Annotated in this window: 12 protein-coding genes; 5 read left to right on the forward strand and 7 right to left on the reverse strand. The window is 72.5% G+C overall.

The window, feature by feature from the left end; genetic code table 11:
* Window positions 1-16 precede the first annotated feature (16 nt).
* Complete coding sequence (locus tag MYMAC_RS34585; RefSeq protein WP_476695879.1) at window positions 17-1,015, forward strand: lysophospholipid acyltransferase family protein; 999 nt, start codon at window positions 17-19, stop codon at window positions 1,013-1,015.
* On the opposite strand, the gene alr is transcribed toward MYMAC_RS34585, so the two are convergent.
* A complete protein-coding gene (gene alr, locus MYMAC_RS34590) occupies window positions 972-2,204 on the reverse strand; it encodes an alanine racemase (RefSeq protein ID WP_095961172.1) in 1,233 nt (410 codons plus the stop codon). The genes MYMAC_RS34585 and alr overlap by 44 nt on opposite strands.
* 205 nt (window positions 2,205-2,409) lie before the next feature.
* Between alr and MYMAC_RS34595 the strand changes: the two genes are divergently transcribed.
* Genes MYMAC_RS34595 through MYMAC_RS34605 form a run of 3 tightly spaced genes read left to right on the forward strand, consistent with a single transcriptional unit; the run spans window position 2,410 to window position 7,017 of the window.
* A complete protein-coding gene (locus MYMAC_RS34595) occupies window positions 2,410-3,300 on the forward strand; it encodes a sigma-70 family RNA polymerase sigma factor (RefSeq protein WP_095961173.1) in 891 nt (296 codons plus the stop codon).
* A gap of 12 nt (window positions 3,301-3,312) precedes the next feature.
* A complete protein-coding gene (locus tag MYMAC_RS38480) occupies window positions 3,313-6,291 on the forward strand; it encodes a tetratricopeptide repeat protein (protein ID WP_095961174.1) in 2,979 nt (992 codons plus the stop codon).
* A gap of 60 nt (window positions 6,292-6,351) precedes the next feature.
* Window positions 6,352-7,017: a metallophosphoesterase gene (locus tag MYMAC_RS34605; RefSeq protein WP_013937189.1), complete on the forward strand. Its 666-nt coding sequence runs from the start codon at window positions 6,352-6,354 to the stop codon at window positions 7,015-7,017.
* 29 nt (window positions 7,018-7,046) lie between these two features.
* Here the strand turns inward: MYMAC_RS34605 and MYMAC_RS34610 are convergent, their stop codons facing one another.
* On the reverse strand, window positions 7,047-8,339 hold the full coding sequence (locus MYMAC_RS34610) for a universal stress protein (protein ID WP_013937188.1): 1,293 nt from the start codon (window positions 8,337-8,339) through the stop codon (window positions 7,047-7,049).
* Between the two features lie 36 nt (window positions 8,340-8,375).
* A complete protein-coding gene (locus MYMAC_RS34615; protein ID WP_095961175.1) occupies window positions 8,376-9,392 on the reverse strand; it encodes a 2-hydroxyacid dehydrogenase in 1,017 nt (338 codons plus the stop codon).
* 246 nt (window positions 9,393-9,638) lie between these two features.
* Here MYMAC_RS34615 and MYMAC_RS34620 point away from each other — a divergent pair, with 246 nt between their 5' ends.
* Window positions 9,639-10,985: a nicotinate phosphoribosyltransferase gene (locus MYMAC_RS34620; protein WP_095961176.1), complete on the forward strand. Its 1,347-nt coding sequence runs from the start codon at window positions 9,639-9,641 to the stop codon at window positions 10,983-10,985.
* 53 nt (window positions 10,986-11,038) lie between these two features.
* On the opposite strand, the gene MYMAC_RS34625 is transcribed toward MYMAC_RS34620, so the two are convergent.
* From MYMAC_RS34625 to MYMAC_RS34640, 4 genes are all read right to left on the reverse strand, one after another.
* Window positions 11,039-11,794: a DUF5953 family protein gene (locus tag MYMAC_RS34625; RefSeq protein WP_095961790.1), complete on the reverse strand. Its 756-nt coding sequence runs from the start codon at window positions 11,792-11,794 to the stop codon at window positions 11,039-11,041.
* Entirely contained in the window at window positions 11,791-12,699 is a 909-nt protein-coding gene (locus MYMAC_RS34630) for a DUF6310 domain-containing protein (protein ID WP_095961791.1), read from the reverse strand. Before MYMAC_RS34630 ends, MYMAC_RS34625 begins: the two co-directional genes overlap by 4 nt.
* A gap of 122 nt (window positions 12,700-12,821) precedes the next feature.
* Window positions 12,822-13,976, reverse strand: a complete 1,155-nt coding sequence (locus tag MYMAC_RS34635) for a serine/threonine-protein kinase (protein WP_095961177.1) — start codon at window positions 13,974-13,976, stop codon at window positions 12,822-12,824.
* 372 nt (window positions 13,977-14,348) lie between these two features.
* On the reverse strand, window positions 14,349-16,340 hold the full coding sequence (locus MYMAC_RS34640) for a serine/threonine protein kinase (RefSeq protein WP_095961178.1): 1,992 nt from the start codon (window positions 16,338-16,340) through the stop codon (window positions 14,349-14,351).
* Window positions 16,341-16,342: the final 2 nt, after the last annotated feature.

The raw sequence follows: 16,342 nt of genomic DNA on the forward strand, positions 1-16,342 counted from the left end.
CCCTGACTCACCCGCCGTGACGCAGAAGCGACCGTCGGAGCACCTGCGCCGCATCGTCGGAACGCCACCCGGACGGGTGGTGGGCTTCCTCACGCGCTTTGTCTGGGCCTTCCTGACGTGGTTGTCGCCCCAGTCGCGTGACGCGCTCGCTCGCTTCGTGGGCAACCTCGCGTACAGCCTGGGCATCCGTCGTCGCGTGGCGCTGGAAAACCTGGCCATGGCGATGCCGGAGAAGAGTGACGCGGAGCGGCGGGAAATCGCGCGCGGCGCCTACATCAACATGTCGCGCGTGGTGCTGGAGTCGCTGCCCTCCGGCGACCGGCTGCCGCCGGACTGGGCCGAGCAGGGCATTGAAGGCGACGCGGCGTGGCAGGCGCTGAAGGCGCGCGTGGCCACGGGCAAGGGCGCGCTGCTGGTGACGGCGCACTTCGGCAACTGGGAGCTGCTGGGGGACATGCTCATCCGGCATGGCATCCCGCTGGACGCGCTGGTGCGCCCGCTGAAGGGCGCGCTCAACACGCGCATCGCGGAGAACCGCGTGCGCGTGGGCGCTGGCCTCATCTACCCGCGTGGCGCCATCCAGGAAATCATCGACGCGGTGAACCGCGGCGAGTCCCCCTTCATGCTGCTGGACCAGGCGCTGCCCGCGAAGGGGGCCGCCTTCGTGCCCTTCTTCGGCAAGCTGGCCTCCACCACGCCCGCCATGGCGGTGGCGGCGGCGCGCACGGAGGCCCCGGTGTTCGTGGTGATGGGCGTGCGCAACGGCCGAGGCGGCGCGCGCTTCCGCCTGGAGGTGGAGGGTCCCATCCTCCCGCCCGCCCCGGGTGAGTGCGCGGACCCGATTACGGAGCACACCGCGCGCGTGACGGCCGCGCTGGAGCGCTGCATCCGCAAGTACCCGGACCAGTGGATGTGGCTGCACCGCCGCTGGAAGGTGCAGCCTCCGCCGGAGGCCACCCTGCCCGCGGGGACTACGCCACCACCACCCGCTTCAGATGCGCCCCCAGCCGGGTGACGACCTCGTAGTGAATCGTCTGGGCCCAGCCGGCCAGGGACTCGGCGGGCACGGCCTCCTCGCCGTCGCGGCCCAGCAGCGTGGCCGTCACCGGGTGCTCGTCGGACGTGGCGCGCGTCACGTCCACGATGAGGTGGTTCATCATCACCCGCCCCAGCACGGGGCACCGGCCGCCGTTCACCAGCACGTGCGCCTGGCCGGACGCGAGGCGCGGGTAGCCGTCGTAGTAGCCCACCGGCAGCACCGCGATGCGCGTGGGCTCCGGGCACCGGTACGTGCAGCCGTAGCCCACGTAGCTGCCCGCGGGCAGCCACTTCACCACCTGGCTGCGGCACCGCCACGACAGCACCGGCTTGAGCACCGGCACCTCGCCCAGCACCAGCCGCGCCGACAGCCGCGTCTCCGGTGACGGCCACAACCCGTAGAGCGAAATCCCCACGCGCAGCGCCTCGTAGCGCGCGCGCGGCAGCACCAGCGTCGCGGCGCTCGCGGCGATGTGCCGTTGCAGCGGCCGGGCCGGCGCGAGCTGCTCGGCGAGGAACGCCAGCCCCTTCTCGAAGGCGTCCACCTGCGCCAGCGCGTAGCCCTGCTCCGTCACGTCCTCGGTGTTCGCGAAGTGGCTGAGCGCGCCCACCACCTCCAGCACGTCACGCGACGCCGACAGGAAGCGGGACTCGGTAGGCAGCCCGTCCAGCGTGAAGCCCTCGCGCCCCAGGCCCGTGTCGATGTGGACGTGGACCCGCAGGGGGCGCTCCAGCTTCGCCGCGCGCAGCACCGGCACCGCGTCCGCCCAGCCGCGGTCGGCCACCACCACGTCCACGCCCTGGCGCGCCAGCACCACCGCCTCTTCCGGCGCCACCGCGCCCAGGACGAGCACCTGCCGCGGCGCCAGCCCTCGCGCCCGCTCGTACTCCCGCACCTTCAGCGCGTCCTGCGGGGCGATGACATAGAGGAGGTCCACGTCCCCGTGGACCAGCGGCAGCACCTGCGCGAGCCCATGCCCATACGCGTTGCCCTTGAGCACCACCCCCAGCGCGCGTGACGCGCCCCCCTGCCCCTCCAGGGCCCGGAACACGGCGACGTTGTGCCGCAGGGCGGACGCGCTCACCTCCAGCCACGAGGACTGGACCGCGTCCCCGGGGCCACTGCCGATTGACTCCACGTTCACCTCCACCACGCCTCCAGCCATACCAGCAATGCGCGGGCCATGCGCCAGGCGCGGCCCCTCCGCCACACCCGCCCGCGCGCGGAGCAGGCGGACGACAGCGGCACCGGCCTGGGTCCCCGCCGCCTCGTTGCTGGAAGCGCCGCTGGGGAAGCATTGTCCGCCCCGAGCGTTGTGCCGCCCGGAGCGGCTTTTCGGAGGCGGTGCCATCGTTTCACGCGAGTCCCTCATGGACCTTTCCCTGGCACAGGCCTTCGTCGCCGCGCGCGGGGGCCCGGCGACGGCCTCGCCGGAGTCACTGGCCCCGCTCCAGGCGCGGCTGGCCCAGGCCCTGGACACGGCGCGCGCGCCCTGGCCCGGCGTGGCCCTGGAAGGAGCCCGCTTCGCCAGCCACCTCGGCCGGCTGCTCCCGGAGGTGGGCGCGGTGGAGACGCTGAACCTGCCGGACCTCTACCTCGCTCGCGCGGCGGCGGATGGGCTGCCCCCCGCGCTCTCCGCGTTCGAGGCGCGCTACCTCCCCGAAGTGGACGTCGCGGTGGCCCGGCTGAAGCTGCCGCCCACGGGCCTGGACGAGGTGCGCCAGCTCCTGCGGCAGCGCATGCTGGTGGGGAGCGCGGAGACGCCGGCCCGGCTGGCCGCCTATCCCGGCACGGGCCCCCTGAGCGGCTGGGTGCGCGCGGCGGCGCTGTGGCTCGCCCTGGACTGGCAACGGCAGCGCGGCGGGCCGGCGGCGGCGAGCGAGGACGGCGACCTGTCCCTGCTGGTGTCACCCGAGGATGACCCGGAGCTGGCCTATCTCAAGCGCACGTACCGCGCGGAGTTCAGCGACTGCTTCGCCGCCGCGCTCCTCGCGCTGGAGCCGCGACAGCGCAACGTGCTGCGCCTGAAGTACCTGGACGGCCTGAGCATCGACCAGCTCGCCGCGCTGTACGGGGTGCACCGCTCCACCACGGCGCGCTGGGTGCTGGGCGCGCAGGACACCCTGCTCCAGCAGACCCGGCTGCGGCTCACCGAGCGCCTGCGCCTCACGTCCTCGCAGTTGGACAGCGTGCTGCGCCTCATCTCCAGCCAGCTCGACGTGAGCCTCAGCCGCCTGCTGCGCTCGCGCCTGGACGGGTGACGCGCGCGTCCCATGGCCTGCCTGGATGAAAACACCTTCGTGGCGCTGCTGCTGGGAGACCTGCCTCCGCCGCGCGCCGCGGAGGTGGACGCGCACCTGGACACCTGCCCCGCCTGCCGCCGCATGGTGGCCGAGGCCCTGCGGGCCCAGACGCCCGACGACAGCCCGCCCGGCGCGCCCACCGTGGTGACGCCTCCCCGGCCGCCCTCGGGGGAGGGCCCGTCCCTGGAGCGCGGCACGGCGGTGGGCCGCTACCTGGTGCTGGAGCGGCTGGCCTCCGGCGGCATGGGCGTCGTCTACAGCGCGTATGACCCGGAGCTGGACCGGCGCGTGGCGCTCAAGCTGCTGCGCGTGGCGGCCCTGGGCCTGGAGGCGGAGCAGGGCCGCGCGCACCTGCTGCATGAAGCCCAGGCCATGGCCCGCGTCTCCCACCCGCACGTGGTGCCCGTCTACGACGTGGGCACCTTCGGGCCGCAGGTGTTCCTCACCATGGAGCTGGTGGAGGCGCGCACGCTGCGGCCCTGGCTGAAGGCGGAGCCCCGGCCCTGGCGGCAGGTGCTGGCCCTCTTCCTGGACGCGGGCCGGGGCCTGGCGGCGGCGCACGCGGCGGGCGTGGTCCACGGGGACTTCAAGCCAGAGAACCTGCTGGTGGGCCAGGATGGCCGCGTGCGCGTCACCGACTTCGGGCTCGCGCGCAACGCCAACCCGCTGGACGACGTGTCGCCCCTGTCGGGAGGCACGCCCGCGTACATGGCCCCGGAGCAGAGGGAGGCCCCCGCGCCCGCGGATGCCCGCAGCGACCAGTTCGCCTTCTGCGTCACGCTGTACGAAGCCCTCTACGGCGAGCGCCCCTTCGCCGCCACCACCCCGCACGAGCTGCTGACGGAGGTCCGCGCCGGCAAGGTGCGGCCCGCCCCCCGGGGCAGCCACGTCCCGCCGTGGCTGCGGCGCGTGCTGCTGCGCGGGCTGTCCGCCAGCGCGACGGACCGGTATGCGGACCTTGGCGCGCTGCTGACCGCGCTCCAGCATGACCCGGCCTCGCGCTGGAAGCGCTGGCTGCCCGCGGCGGGCGGCGCGGCGCTGCTGCTGACGGCGGTGGGCCTCACCCACGCGGTGCACGCCCACCGGGCCCGGGCCTGCGAGAGCGCCGGCGCGGCCATGGCTTCGGTCTGGAGCCCGGAGGACCAGCAGGCCATCGAATCCGCCTTCCTCGCCACCGGCAAGCCCTTCGCGCCCGCCGCGTGGCTGCGCGTGCGCCGCACGTTGGATGCGTACACCGCGGAGTGGGTGACGATGCGGACCTCCGCCTGCGAGGCCACGCGCGTGCGGGGCGCGCAGACCGAGCAGGTCCTCGCGCGGCGCATGCACTGCCTCGATGGGCGGCTGGCGGAGCTGGCCGCGCTCACGCAGCTCTTCACCCGGGCGGACGCGGGCACCGTGGAGCTGGCCGCGCGCGCGGCGGAGGCCCTGCCACCGCTGGCCCCGTGCTCGGACCTGGCGGCGCTGGCCGCCCGAGCGCCGCGGCCCCTGGACGACGCCGCGACGGCGCGGGCGCGGACGCTGGTGCGGGCGCGGGCCCTGAAGGCCGCCGGCAAGTACACGGAGGCCGTGGCGCTGCTGGAGCCCGTGGTGAAGGCGGCGAAGGACGTGGATGACCGCCACGGCGGCGCGGACGCCCTGCTGCTGCTGGCCCAGTTGCGGGAGGAGACGGGCCAGCCGCGCGAGGCGGAGCGCACCTACTTCGACGCCGTGTGGAGCGCGGAGGCCGGGCGCAACGACGTGGCCGCCGCGCGCGCCTGGACGCGGCTGGTGCATGCCTCCGGCTATGTGCTGGACCAGCACGCGCTGGGACACCGGTGGCGCGAGCGCGCGGAGGCCGCCATCGAGCGGCTGGGCGGAGACGGCGTGCTGCGCGCGCAGCTCCAGGCGCGCGTCGGCGCGCTCCTCTTCGCGCAGGGGCGCTACACGGAGGCGGCCGAGCAGCAGGAGGCCGCCCTCGCGCGGCTGGAGGCCACCTACGGGCCCGACAGCCTGGAGGTCACCGACGTCCGGCTGGAGCTGGGCGCCACGCGCATGGCGCAGCTCCGCGCCGACGAGGCGATGCGGCTCTTCGAGCAGGTGCTGAGCACGCGCCGCGCCGCCCTGGGCCCCAGCCACCCGGACGTGGCGCGCGCCCAACTGGAGCTGGCCTACGCGCACTGGCGCAGGTCGGACGTCGAACAGGTGGAGGCGCTGGCGCGCGGCGCGCTGGAGGTCTTCGAGCGCGCCTTCGGGCCCGAGCACCCCGACGTCGCCTCCGCCATCAATCCCCTGGCCGCCGCCCTCCAGCGCATGGGCCGCTCCGACGAGGCCCTGCGGCTCCAGGAGCGCGCGCTGGACATCATCCTCAAGGTGGAGGGCGCGGACGGCGCGGGCGCGCTCATCACCCTGGGCAACCTGGCCACGCTGATGGCGCGCGCCGGCCGCTCCGAGGAGGCCCTGTCGCGCTTCCGCGCCGTGATTGTCCCCCTGGAGCAGCGGCTGGGGCCCCGGCACCCCTACGTGGCCCAGACGCTCCGGGCCACGGGCCGGCTGCTGATGCTGGACCAGCGCTACACGGAGGCCCTGCCCTACCTCGAGCGCGCCCGCGCCATCCTCGAGGCGCGCGAGGACGACGCCTACGGCTACCGCACCGGCACGCTGATGGACCTGGGCCGCGCGCTGCTGGCGCTGCACCAGCCGCTTCAAGCGGCCGAGCTCCTGGAGCGCGTGCTGGCCAGCGGCGCGAGCGCCACGCAGACGAACGCGGAGCAGGCCCGCGCGCGCTTCCTCCTCGCGCAAGCGCTCTGGGACGCGAAGCGGGACCGGCCTCGCGCGCTGCGGCTGGCGGAGGAAGCCCGTGAGTCATTGGTGACGCTGGGCGCCGCGGGGCAGGAGGCGCTGGAGGAAGTGGATACGTGGCGGGCCCGCCTGCCCAGGCCCACACACATTCCCGCCGCGCGGGCGCCCTGAACGCCTGACATCCGACAGAGGGTTTCCGCGCGGACGCAAAGCGCATTAAAGGAAGAGCGGATGCGAACGCTCTTCATTGGAGACGTGCACGGGTGCGCGGAGGAGCTGGACGCGCTGCTGACGCGGTGCGGCTGGCGGCCGGACGACCGCGTGGTGCTGGTGGGGGACCTGGTGGCGAAGGGCCCGGACTCCGCGGGCGTGGTGCGCCGTGCGCGTGAGCAGGGCTTCCTGGCGGTGCGGGGCAACCATGACGCCCACGTGCTGCGCTGGCACGCCGGCCGGGGGCCACGCGGCAAGAAGCTGAAGCCCGAGCATCAACACGTCCTGGACACGCTGACGCCCGAGGACTGGGCCTGGCTGGAGTCCCAGCCGCTGTACCGCTGCTTCCCGGAGCTGAACGTGGTGGCCGTGCACGGCGGCCTGGTGCCGGGGGTGCCGCTGGAGGCCCAGAAGGAAGACGAGCTGCTCAACCTCCGCAGCATCATGAAGGACGGGACGCCGTCGAAGCGGGTGGACGCGGGCGCGCCGTGGGCCAGCCTGTGGCAGGGGCCGGAGCTGGTCATCTTCGGCCATGACGCCATGCGCGGCCTCCAGCGCTACCCCCACGCGGTGGGGCTCGACTCCGGCTGCGTGTACGGCGGCAAGCTCTCCGCCTACGTGATGCCGGAGGGCCGCCTCGTGTCCGTCCTGGCGAAGCGCGCCTACGTGGACGTGGACGCCTCCTAGCGGGAAGCGTCCACCGCGCGGGCACGCCGTCAGTCCGCCGGGGGCCGCACCACCAGCACGGGCCGGTCCGTGCGCAGCAGCAGCGACTGCGTCACCGAGCCCAGCACCGCGCGCTTCAAGCCGGACCGCCCATGCGTTCCCATGACGATGGCGCTCACGCCCAGCCGCTCCGCCGTCTGCGCGAGCGTGGCCACCACGTCCTTGCCACCGGGGATGACCTCCAGCCGCGCGTGCCGGTCCTTCGCGCCCTTGGGGACGAGCGTCGAGAGCTGCTCGCGCATCCGGGCCTCCTCCTCGAGTGACGGCTTCGACTCGGTGGCATGCACCAGGTGCACGGTGCCGCCCGGGGCCGCCAGCGCGAAGGCATGGGCCACCGCGCGGTTGCCCGTCTCCGAGAAGTCCGTGGCCACCATCACCTCGCGGTACTCCGGCAGCGGCGTCTCCGCGCCCACCGCCATCGCCTGCACGGGCACGCACACCACGGACATGCGCGCCAGCCGCAGCGCATGGCGCGACACGCTCCACAGCCGTCCCAGCGCGCGCCGGTGGTGCGTGCCCACCACCAGCAGGTCCACGCGCTCCTGGTCCGCCAGCTCCACCAGGTGGTCGGCGATGCGCCCCACGCCCGCCTCCACGCGGGAGCGCACGGGTGTCCCGCCCTGCGCCAGCGGGGCCAACAGCTCCGCGCTCTCGCGCTCCAGCGCCTGCTGCAGCTCGGGCGGGGCCTCGCCGTAGGCCAGGGCCTGCCGCATCCCCAGGCGACGGGCCTCCTCCTCGGGCCAGTACACGCGTCCGCCCACCACCTCCACGCGGCCGCCCTTGCTCAGCGTCAACACCCAGTCCCGCGCGGCCTCGAAGGGCAGCGAGCGGTCCACGCCCAGCAAGACCTTGAGGGGCTGCTCCCCCCGAGCCCACGCCTCCAGCGGCGCCGGGTCCCTCAGGGCGAGCAGCGGCACCGTCAGCGACTGCGCCATCCGGTCCACCGTGCCGCCCTCACCGCCGAAGGGCGACTCATCCCCGCCCCGCGACGCCACCACCAGCGAGGCCCCCTGCTCCCGGCAGAACTGGTCCACCATCACCGCGGGCTCGCCCTGGAGGAGCACCGGCTGCACCTTCGCGCCCAGCTTCTCCAGGCGCTTCGTCTCGTCGCTCAGCACCGCCTCGGCGGAGCCCAGCAGGGCCTTGCCGAAGGCGCGCACGGAGTCGGAGTTGAGGACATGGACCAGCCACAGGGACGTGCCGGCCTTGCGGGCCAGCTCCGCGGCCAGCGTGGAGGCGCGGCGCGCGGAATCAGAGAAGTTGGTGGCGCAGACAATGGACATGGCAGCTCCCGGTTCGGATGGGGCGTGGCGTGGGAATCAACGCGCGCGGAGCACCTGCTCGGCGCGCACCTCGTTCAGCAGGGGCTCGCCCCGCTCGAAGGCCTTGATGCTCGCCAGCGTCGTCTCGGCGATGTTGGCGAGCGCCTCATGCGTGAGGAAGGCCTGATGCGACGTGATGAGCACGTTCGGAAAGGTCAGCAGCCGCGCCAGCACGTCGTCCTGGAGCACCTGCCCGGAGAGGTCCTGGAAGAAGACGCCCTCCTCTTCTTCATACACATCCAACCCGGCGCCGCCGACGTGGCCGGCCTTGAGCGCGGCGACCAGGGCCCTGCTGTCGATGAGCGCGCCGCGGCCCGTGTTGATGAGCAGCACGCCGCGCTTCATCCGCGCCAGCGCCGCCGCGTCCACCAGGTGCCGCGTGCCCGGCGTCAGCGGGACGTGCAGGGAGAGGACGTCCGACTCGGCGAAGAGCGTGTCCAGCGCGGCGTAGCGCACGCCCAGCTCGCGCTCGAAGGCCGCGTCCGGCGCCACGTCGTAGCAGAGCACGTCGCAGCCGAAGCCCTTGAAGATGCGCGCCGCCACCCGGCCGATGCGGCCCGTGCCCACGATGCCCACCGTCTTGCCGGCCAGGTCGAAGCCCACCAGCCCGTCGAGCGAGAAGTTCCAGTCCCGCACGCGCGAGAAGGCGCGCGGGATGTGGCGGTTGAGGGACAGCACCAGCGCCACCGCGTGCTCGGCCACCGCGTGCGGTGAGTACTCCGGCACGCGCGTGACGCGCAGGCCCAGCCGCCGCGCCGCCTCCAGGTCCACGTGGTTGTAGCCCGCCGAGCGCGCCGCCACGAGCCGCACCCCGCCTTCGCGCAGCACCTCCAGCGTGGCCGCGTCCACCTTGTCGTTGACGAAGGAGCACACCGCGGGGAACCCCTCCGCCAGCGGCGCCGTCTGGCGCGTCAGGCGCGGCTCGAAGTAGGTGAGCGCATGTCCAAAACGCGCGTTGGCGGCCTCCAGCGCGTCCCGGTCGTATCGGTGTGTGTCGAAGACGGCCACCCGCATGTCTGCTCCCCTGCTCGACGAGTCCGTTCCCGCCGCGTACGGCCAGCGTCAATGCAAGGCCTGCTCCATGCAGCCCCCCCAGCCATCGGAGCTCGACAGCCGCGCAAAAGATGCGCAGCCAGGGGGTGGGAGGCAAAAGCTGCGCGCGCAGCGGACGCCCGCTCGCCAGGCAGCGGGGAGCGCGCGCCAGGGCCAGGGCCTAGCTTGAGTCCGAGGCGCCATCCCCTTCGAGCGGAGCCCCCGAACATGGACTGGCCGGAAGACACCGCGCTGCTGACGGACCTCTACCAACTGACGATGACGGAGGCCTACCTCGAGGAGGGCATGTGGGACGAGGCCGTGTTCAGCCTCTTCGCGCGCAGGCTCCCGCCCCGGCGCAACTACCTGCTGGCGGCGGGGCTCGACGATGCGCTCAAGTACCTGGAGCACCTGCGCTTCGGCGCGGAGGCGCTGGACTGGCTGGCCGCGCAAGGGCGCTTCTCGGACCGGCTGCTCGGCTGGCTCGAACGCTTCCGCTTCAGCGGTGACGTGGACGCCGTCGCGGAGGGCACGCCGGTGTTCCCCGAGGAGCCGCTGCTGGAGGTGCGCGCCCCGCTGCCGGAGGCGCAGCTCGTGGAGACGTACCTCCTCAACCAGGTGCACTTCCAGACGACGGTGGCCTCCAAGGCCGCGCGCGTGGTGACGGCCGCCGCGGGGCGCCACGTCATGGAGTTCGGCCTGCGGCGCCACCACGGCACGGACGCCGGGCTGAAGGTGGCGCGCGCGGCGTACCTGGCGGGCGTGGACTCCACCTCCAACGTGCTGGCGGGGAAGCGGTATGGGATTCCGCTCGCGGGCACCATGGCGCACAGCTACGTGCAGGCGCACGACGACGAGCTGGAGGCCTTCCGCGCCTTCACGCGCGTCCACCCGGACGCCACGCTGCTGGTGGACACCTACGACACGCTGCGCGGCGTGCAGCATGTCATCCGGCTGGCGCGGGAGCTGGGCGAGGACTTCCAGGTGAGCTCCATCCGCCTGGACTCGGGGGACTTGCTCGCGCTGTCGAAGGCGGCGCGGGAGCTGCTCGACGAGGCCGGACTGGAGCAGGTGCGCGTGTACGCGAGCGGCGGGCTGGACGAGGACGCGGTGGCGCGGCTGGTGGCGTACGGGGCCCCCATCGACAGCTTCGGCGTGGGCACGGCCATGGGCGTGTCGTCGGACGCGCCCGCGTTGGACATGGCCTACAAGCTGGTGGCGTACGCGGGGCGTCCCCGGGTGAAGCTGTCCTCGGGGAAGCTGCTGCTCCCGGGCGCGAAGCAGGTCTACCGGCGGGAGGTGGACGGCGTGGCGCGCGGCGACGTGCTCACGTGCAGGGGAGACGTGGCCCCCGGGCGGCCCTTGCTCCAACCCGTGATGCGAGGAGGACAGCGGCTGCCCGGCGCGTCCCCCACGCTCGAGGACCTCCGCGAATACGCGCGCCGCGAAGTGTCACGGCTGCCGCCGGAGATTCGCGCCCTGGCCCCCGCCCGGCCGCCCTACCCCATGGAATTGGGACAGGCGTTGCAGCGGGCCCGCGAGCACGAAGTGGAGCTGTGGTCCGTGGCGACGTGAGCGTGCCTTCTACGCTGGCCGACCAGACGAGGCAGCGTCTCAGCACGGAGGGGTCAAGGGGCTGCGCGTCCGCCGATCTCCGGGAAGCGCTCGTAGGCCCGTTTGAGCGCGTCCAGATGCGCGGGGTTTTCCAGGTCAAGCGGCGCATCCGTGAGCTGCACGACCCACCCGCCCGAGGCCGTGCGCCGCGCGCGTGAGAGCAGGTCCGCATCCCGGGCCGGGTCCGGGAATCCGATGGCCTTCGCGGCAGCGGCAGACCAGTAGTTCAGCCACCCAAGGTAATAGGGAATCTCGGGCGAGCGGAGGTGCTGGAAGAGTTTCAGGGCAGGCAGCCCCCGGCGCGGGGACGGCGGCCCTTGCAGCGTGGGTGCGGTCTGATACGCGATGTCCACCGCGGCGTCGTGCGGCGTCGCACGTCCCCAGAAGGCGCGCGCCCCCTCCGCCACGGATTCAAGCAGAGCCGCCGCTGCGGCGATGACGGGCTCGTCCAGTGGCATTTTCGCGTGGACTTCAAACTGGGGCTGACCGCCTGGGCTCAGGCAACCCGGATTTTCACATCCAGAAACTGTCACGGGATGATTCGCGTCCCCGTTGCACACAATAGGGAATTCCCCGTCCGCAATACTCCCTACCACCCATGCGTCGCGCTGTGGCAATGGGATGGGGCGCCCTCCCGCGGAGAGCCTCCATTCCAGACGCAAGCCAGGGAGCGCCTTTTCCAAGCCATGGATGACGTCGGTCGTGCGCCCGTCTTTGCCCACGAGCGCAGGGGCGTAGGTGATAAGATCGAGAGTTCTTCGCTGAGTCATCGCGTGCATCCCGTGACGACGATATTAAGGAACGGCGCCTCTCGCAGCAGAGCGTCTTTGTGCGCTTGGGTGCTCACCCCGATGACGAAGTCATATCCACAAGCAACGGCGATGGCGTGCTCCTTTCTGACCTGCTTGAGTTCCTTCCTGATCTCTATTTCCCGGACAAAGGCATTGTACCTATCAAACCGATGGGTCTTGATCTCCCACAGCACGCGCCCACCGGCTTGCAGCGCATCGAAGCGTATTCCGCCTACGCTGACGTCCATTCCAGGATAACGGTTCGGCGGAAACATGTCGGCGCACTCGTTGTGCGGGGCGTCCTTGGATGCGCGCGGCACCGGGATGGGCCTGCACTCCGGGCGGCGTTCTCGCTCCAAGGGCTCGGCCGGCACCGGAGGGAACCAGTCCTGCGCTGATGGCTCGGGAGTGGGCTCGCGGCGCACCAGACGTTCCTGTGCATTGGATGGCCGCGTTTGAGCCTCGCGCCTGGCTCGCTCTCGCGAAGCCCGCCGATGTGCATCCAACTCCTCTTTGATGGCGACCGCCACCGCGACCGTGCCTGCGACAATCACGGCCCCAATAACTATCTCGGGTGCTATCAGGATGCAGACACCCAATCCAATCGCCGCAGCGCCCGCGGAGGCGACGGCGCATCTTCCCGTGACATCGCGAAACTCGATCCGGTCATGGTCGAGCGCGTGATAGCACCGCTCCACAAGCACGGCCCATTCGTTGGAAGCCTCCCGCACCACGCATCGTCCCCCGTCCGCCCACGGCAGCGTCGCCGCCCGTTGGAGGTTGGCGACCCTCTGGCTCCGAGCCGCTCGTCCTTGTGGGTTCGAGGACGACGTAGCGCAAGCTGAGAGAAAGAGCAGCAGTGCGACGCAGGCGCGAAGTCGCATGGTCACGTCCTTTCAATCAGGCCAGGGGGCAAGGTGGGCCAGCGCTGGAGGATGCCAGCACGCTCTGACGGATACGGCGCGGCACCGCATACCCCGCGAAGGCCCCTCATCAGCGCGCGCCCTCACGCCGGGCTCGGCTCCGTGGTGATGGCGTCCTCGTGCGGCGCCCCCCATGCGCCCTCCTCCTCACCAGCCAGCGCCTCGCCGGCCTCCCGCAGCGCCGTCTGGATTTCCCGCGTCGCAGTCCGGGCGGTGTAGCTCCCATGCGTCCGCAGCGCCTGGGCCAGGTCGTCCTGGAGCGTCAGCGCGGAGGCATACCGCTCCGACGGCGCGCGCCGCAGCAGTTTGTGGAAGATGGCCCGGACAGGCTCGGACAGCGACCGCGTCGCCGCCACCACGTCCGCGTGGGAGAGGGTGGCCGCCCGTACAATGGTCTCCTCCGGATCCACCCCCGCCCAGGCGCTCCGCGTCCGGTCGATGAGCGCGCGCAGCGCCTCCGCCTCGCCCTCGGGCACCAACGCCCACAAGTCCTGGAGCAACATCCGGTAGGCGCTGAGCAGGTGCGTCCCGGTGGCGAACTCCAGCAACACCAGCCCCAGGGCGAAGAGGTCCGAGCGCCCATCCTCGGGCTGACCCAGCAGCGCCTCGGGCGAGGCCCAGTAGACCTCTCCCCGAGCGCCGGGGCGGCGCGTGGAGCGTGTTCCTGGCAGCCGCGCGGACGCGAGGCCGAAGTCCATCAGCTTCACCTGCCCATCCAGCCCCACGCGGATGCGCCCCGGGTCAATCGCGCGGTGCACGATGCCCAGCGGCGCTCCGGTGGGGCTCCGGCAGGCGTGCGCGTGCGCCAACGCCCCCGCCACCTGGGCGCCCACATACAGCATGAAGGGCTCGGGGAAGGTACGCCCGCGCGCGAAGGCCACTTCGAGCAGGGTGTTGAGCGAGTACCCCGGGACCGCCTCGGTCATCACGAACAGCACACGTCTGGCTTTGTGCATGCCATGGACGCGGGCGATGTTCGGGTGCTTCAGGAAGGACGCCAGCCGGACCTCCTCCTCCAGCCGCTCGCGCGCCTCCTTCATGGGCGCCGAGGCGTTGGACAGGGGCAGCGCCTTGAGGAGGACACGGGCGGCGCGCCCATCCTTCACGCGCTTGTGGGCCAGCAGCAGCCGCTCACCATGAGGCCCCGCGCCCAGGTCCTCCACCAACTCGTACAGGGCCCCCTTGCGAGCGAAGAGCACCGTCCCCTTGGGGAAGGTCTGGGAACGAGAGAAGAGCATGGGCAGTCTCCATCCTGGCGCGGGCATGGAGGCCGCGCGAAGCCAGACGGAAACCTACCCCCAGGTAGGCTATGAGCGGAAGGACGTGTCAGGTTGAGTGGGCTCGTTTTTGCAACTAAACTACAACAGTCACATTGGCCGGCCATTTCAGCGAATCAACGTCAACGGGCTTTACGCTCCACGCGTGGGGAGCGGCGCGCGAGCGTGCGCTTCAGCGCCCAGGCACCTCCCCATTTGGAACAATCGTCTACGCTCCCGAGAGGGCCCGCGGAGCCGGGGACTTCGACAGCGCCCGCCAGGGCATGCACGAGGTGAGCGCCATCGTAGGGGTACCGCGCTCCCGCCGCCGAAGCTCGCCTCGTCGGTGGTCCGTCAGGGCCACTCGCCATAGATGACGCGCGCGTTCTCCTCGCTTCGCATGCGCGCCGCGCCAGGCCGGGAGCCCGGTGCCTTCGGCGCGCCCCCATTGAGTGACAATGACACGCAGATATTGAACTCATTCCCATCTGGCCTCACCGCCCGGTGGTAGCGCCCCACCACGGTGTCGCCCCCCGTCCACAGCCGACCGTAGAGCCGCGTGCCCGGGCTGAGAATGCCCGCCGACTCGACAGTCTGGGAGACAATCTCCCCGTCCCCGACCACGATGAGGCAGCCCCAGCCGTTGAGGTACTCACGGCCAGCGGCCTCGCAGCCATCCCTACCTATATATGGCTGCGTCACGTCCACTTCGATCCCCGACAATCCCTGACCATCAGCGATTCGATGCCGCTTCATGTCTCGGACGGCGGCCTCGGGGCAGCGCTGGGGGGAGGGCCTCACCTGCTGCGCGGGGCACCCCATGAGGGCGGCGGCCAGGGCCGTCGCTCCGGCGCACTTCGCGAGGAAGGCGCGGCTGTGGGGGCTCCCTGGCGACTTCTCGGCGGCGGGTGACGCGGGCAACGGGCGATTGGAGGCGCTCACGGAGGGATTTTCCTTCACGACAGAGGACGACTGGGGCGAAGACGCTACCGCACCGGCAGGGGGCGCGGGTGGGGAAGGGGGCAGCGCGCGGGGCCGCGACGCGGGCTTCGCTCCCGCGGTGGGGGGCCCGCGCTCGCTCCCAGACGCAGCCTTGGGCCCAGCCTCCGCGGGGGCCGTCCGTGCGTCGCCGGGACCAGGAGAGGGGGCAGTCACGTCCTCCGCCTCGGTGCGCGCCTCCTCCAGGGCTGGCGCTGGCCTTGCCTGGGCTGGCGTGGGCGGGGCGGCGCCCCTCGGGGCCAGCGCCTGGGTAGCAGACGTCGCCTCCGTAGGAGGCGCCATGGCGGTGGTGGAGGCCAGCCGCAGGTAGGAGAAGGCACCGACGGCCAGCACCATGACGGCCAGCGCCAGCGCTGCCGCGCGCCGCCGCCCGCGAGCCAGGGCGCCCTCTTCATGGGCCGGAGCGGATTCCCCGGCGGCCGGGGGCGGCTGCACGGCGGCCTCCCACGTCTCCCCACGCCGTTCGCCCAGCGCTTCCAGCGTCTCGCGCATGGCCGCCAGCGCGGGCCGCCGCGCCTCCACGTCGCGCGCCATCCACCGCGCCACCCACGCGCTGAAGTCCTCGGGCACGCGCGGGTTGGCCTCGCGCGCCTCCGGCGGCGGCAGGGAGGCGCTGTTGACGGCGATGCGCGGCGCCGCGCGCGCCTCCGCTGGCGAGGCCGGCTCCGCGTCCGTCAGCGCGTCATAGAGACACACCGCCAGCGAGTAGAGGTCGTCCTCCGCCGGGAAGGCGTAGCGCGCCTCGGGGTCGTGCTGGTGCTCCTTGTAGAAGCGCACCGCCTCCGGCGAGCGGTAGCGCGTGGTGCCCGGCGGCAGCGGCGCGTCCGTCAGCCCATACGCCCCGGAGTATTCGCCCGCCCCCAGGTCGATGAGGACGGGCTCCCCGTCCACCTTGCGCACCATGATGTTGGACAGGGAGATGTCGCGGTGGCGCACGCCCCGGCCGTGCATGTACTCCAGCGCGTGCGCCAGCTTCGCGAAGACGCGCGCCACCTGCTGGAAGGTGGGGCGCTGGCGCTGAATCCACTCCGCCAGCGTCCAGCCGTCCACGTACTCCAGCACCAGGTACCCGCGCTCCTCCGGCGTGCGCGCCCACCCCTTCACCTTGGCGATGTGCGGGTGCTCCAGCCGCAGCAGACACACCAACTCTCTCAAAAGCCTCTCATCCGAGCGGCTGCTGTCCAGGCTGAACTGCCGATGCTTGGACACCTTGATGGCCACGGGCAGCCCGGCCCGCACGCCCCGGTACACGTCACCGTAGGCGCCGCCGCCCTTCCACTCACGAATCCGGCAGCCCTCCAGGCGCGCGCCGGGCTTGAGGAAGCCAAAGAGGTTCAGCGTCGACATGG

This window comes from Corallococcus macrosporus DSM 14697 (assembly GCF_002305895.1).
GTDB classification, from domain to species: Bacteria; Myxococcota; Myxococcia; order Myxococcales; family Myxococcaceae; genus Myxococcus; species Myxococcus macrosporus.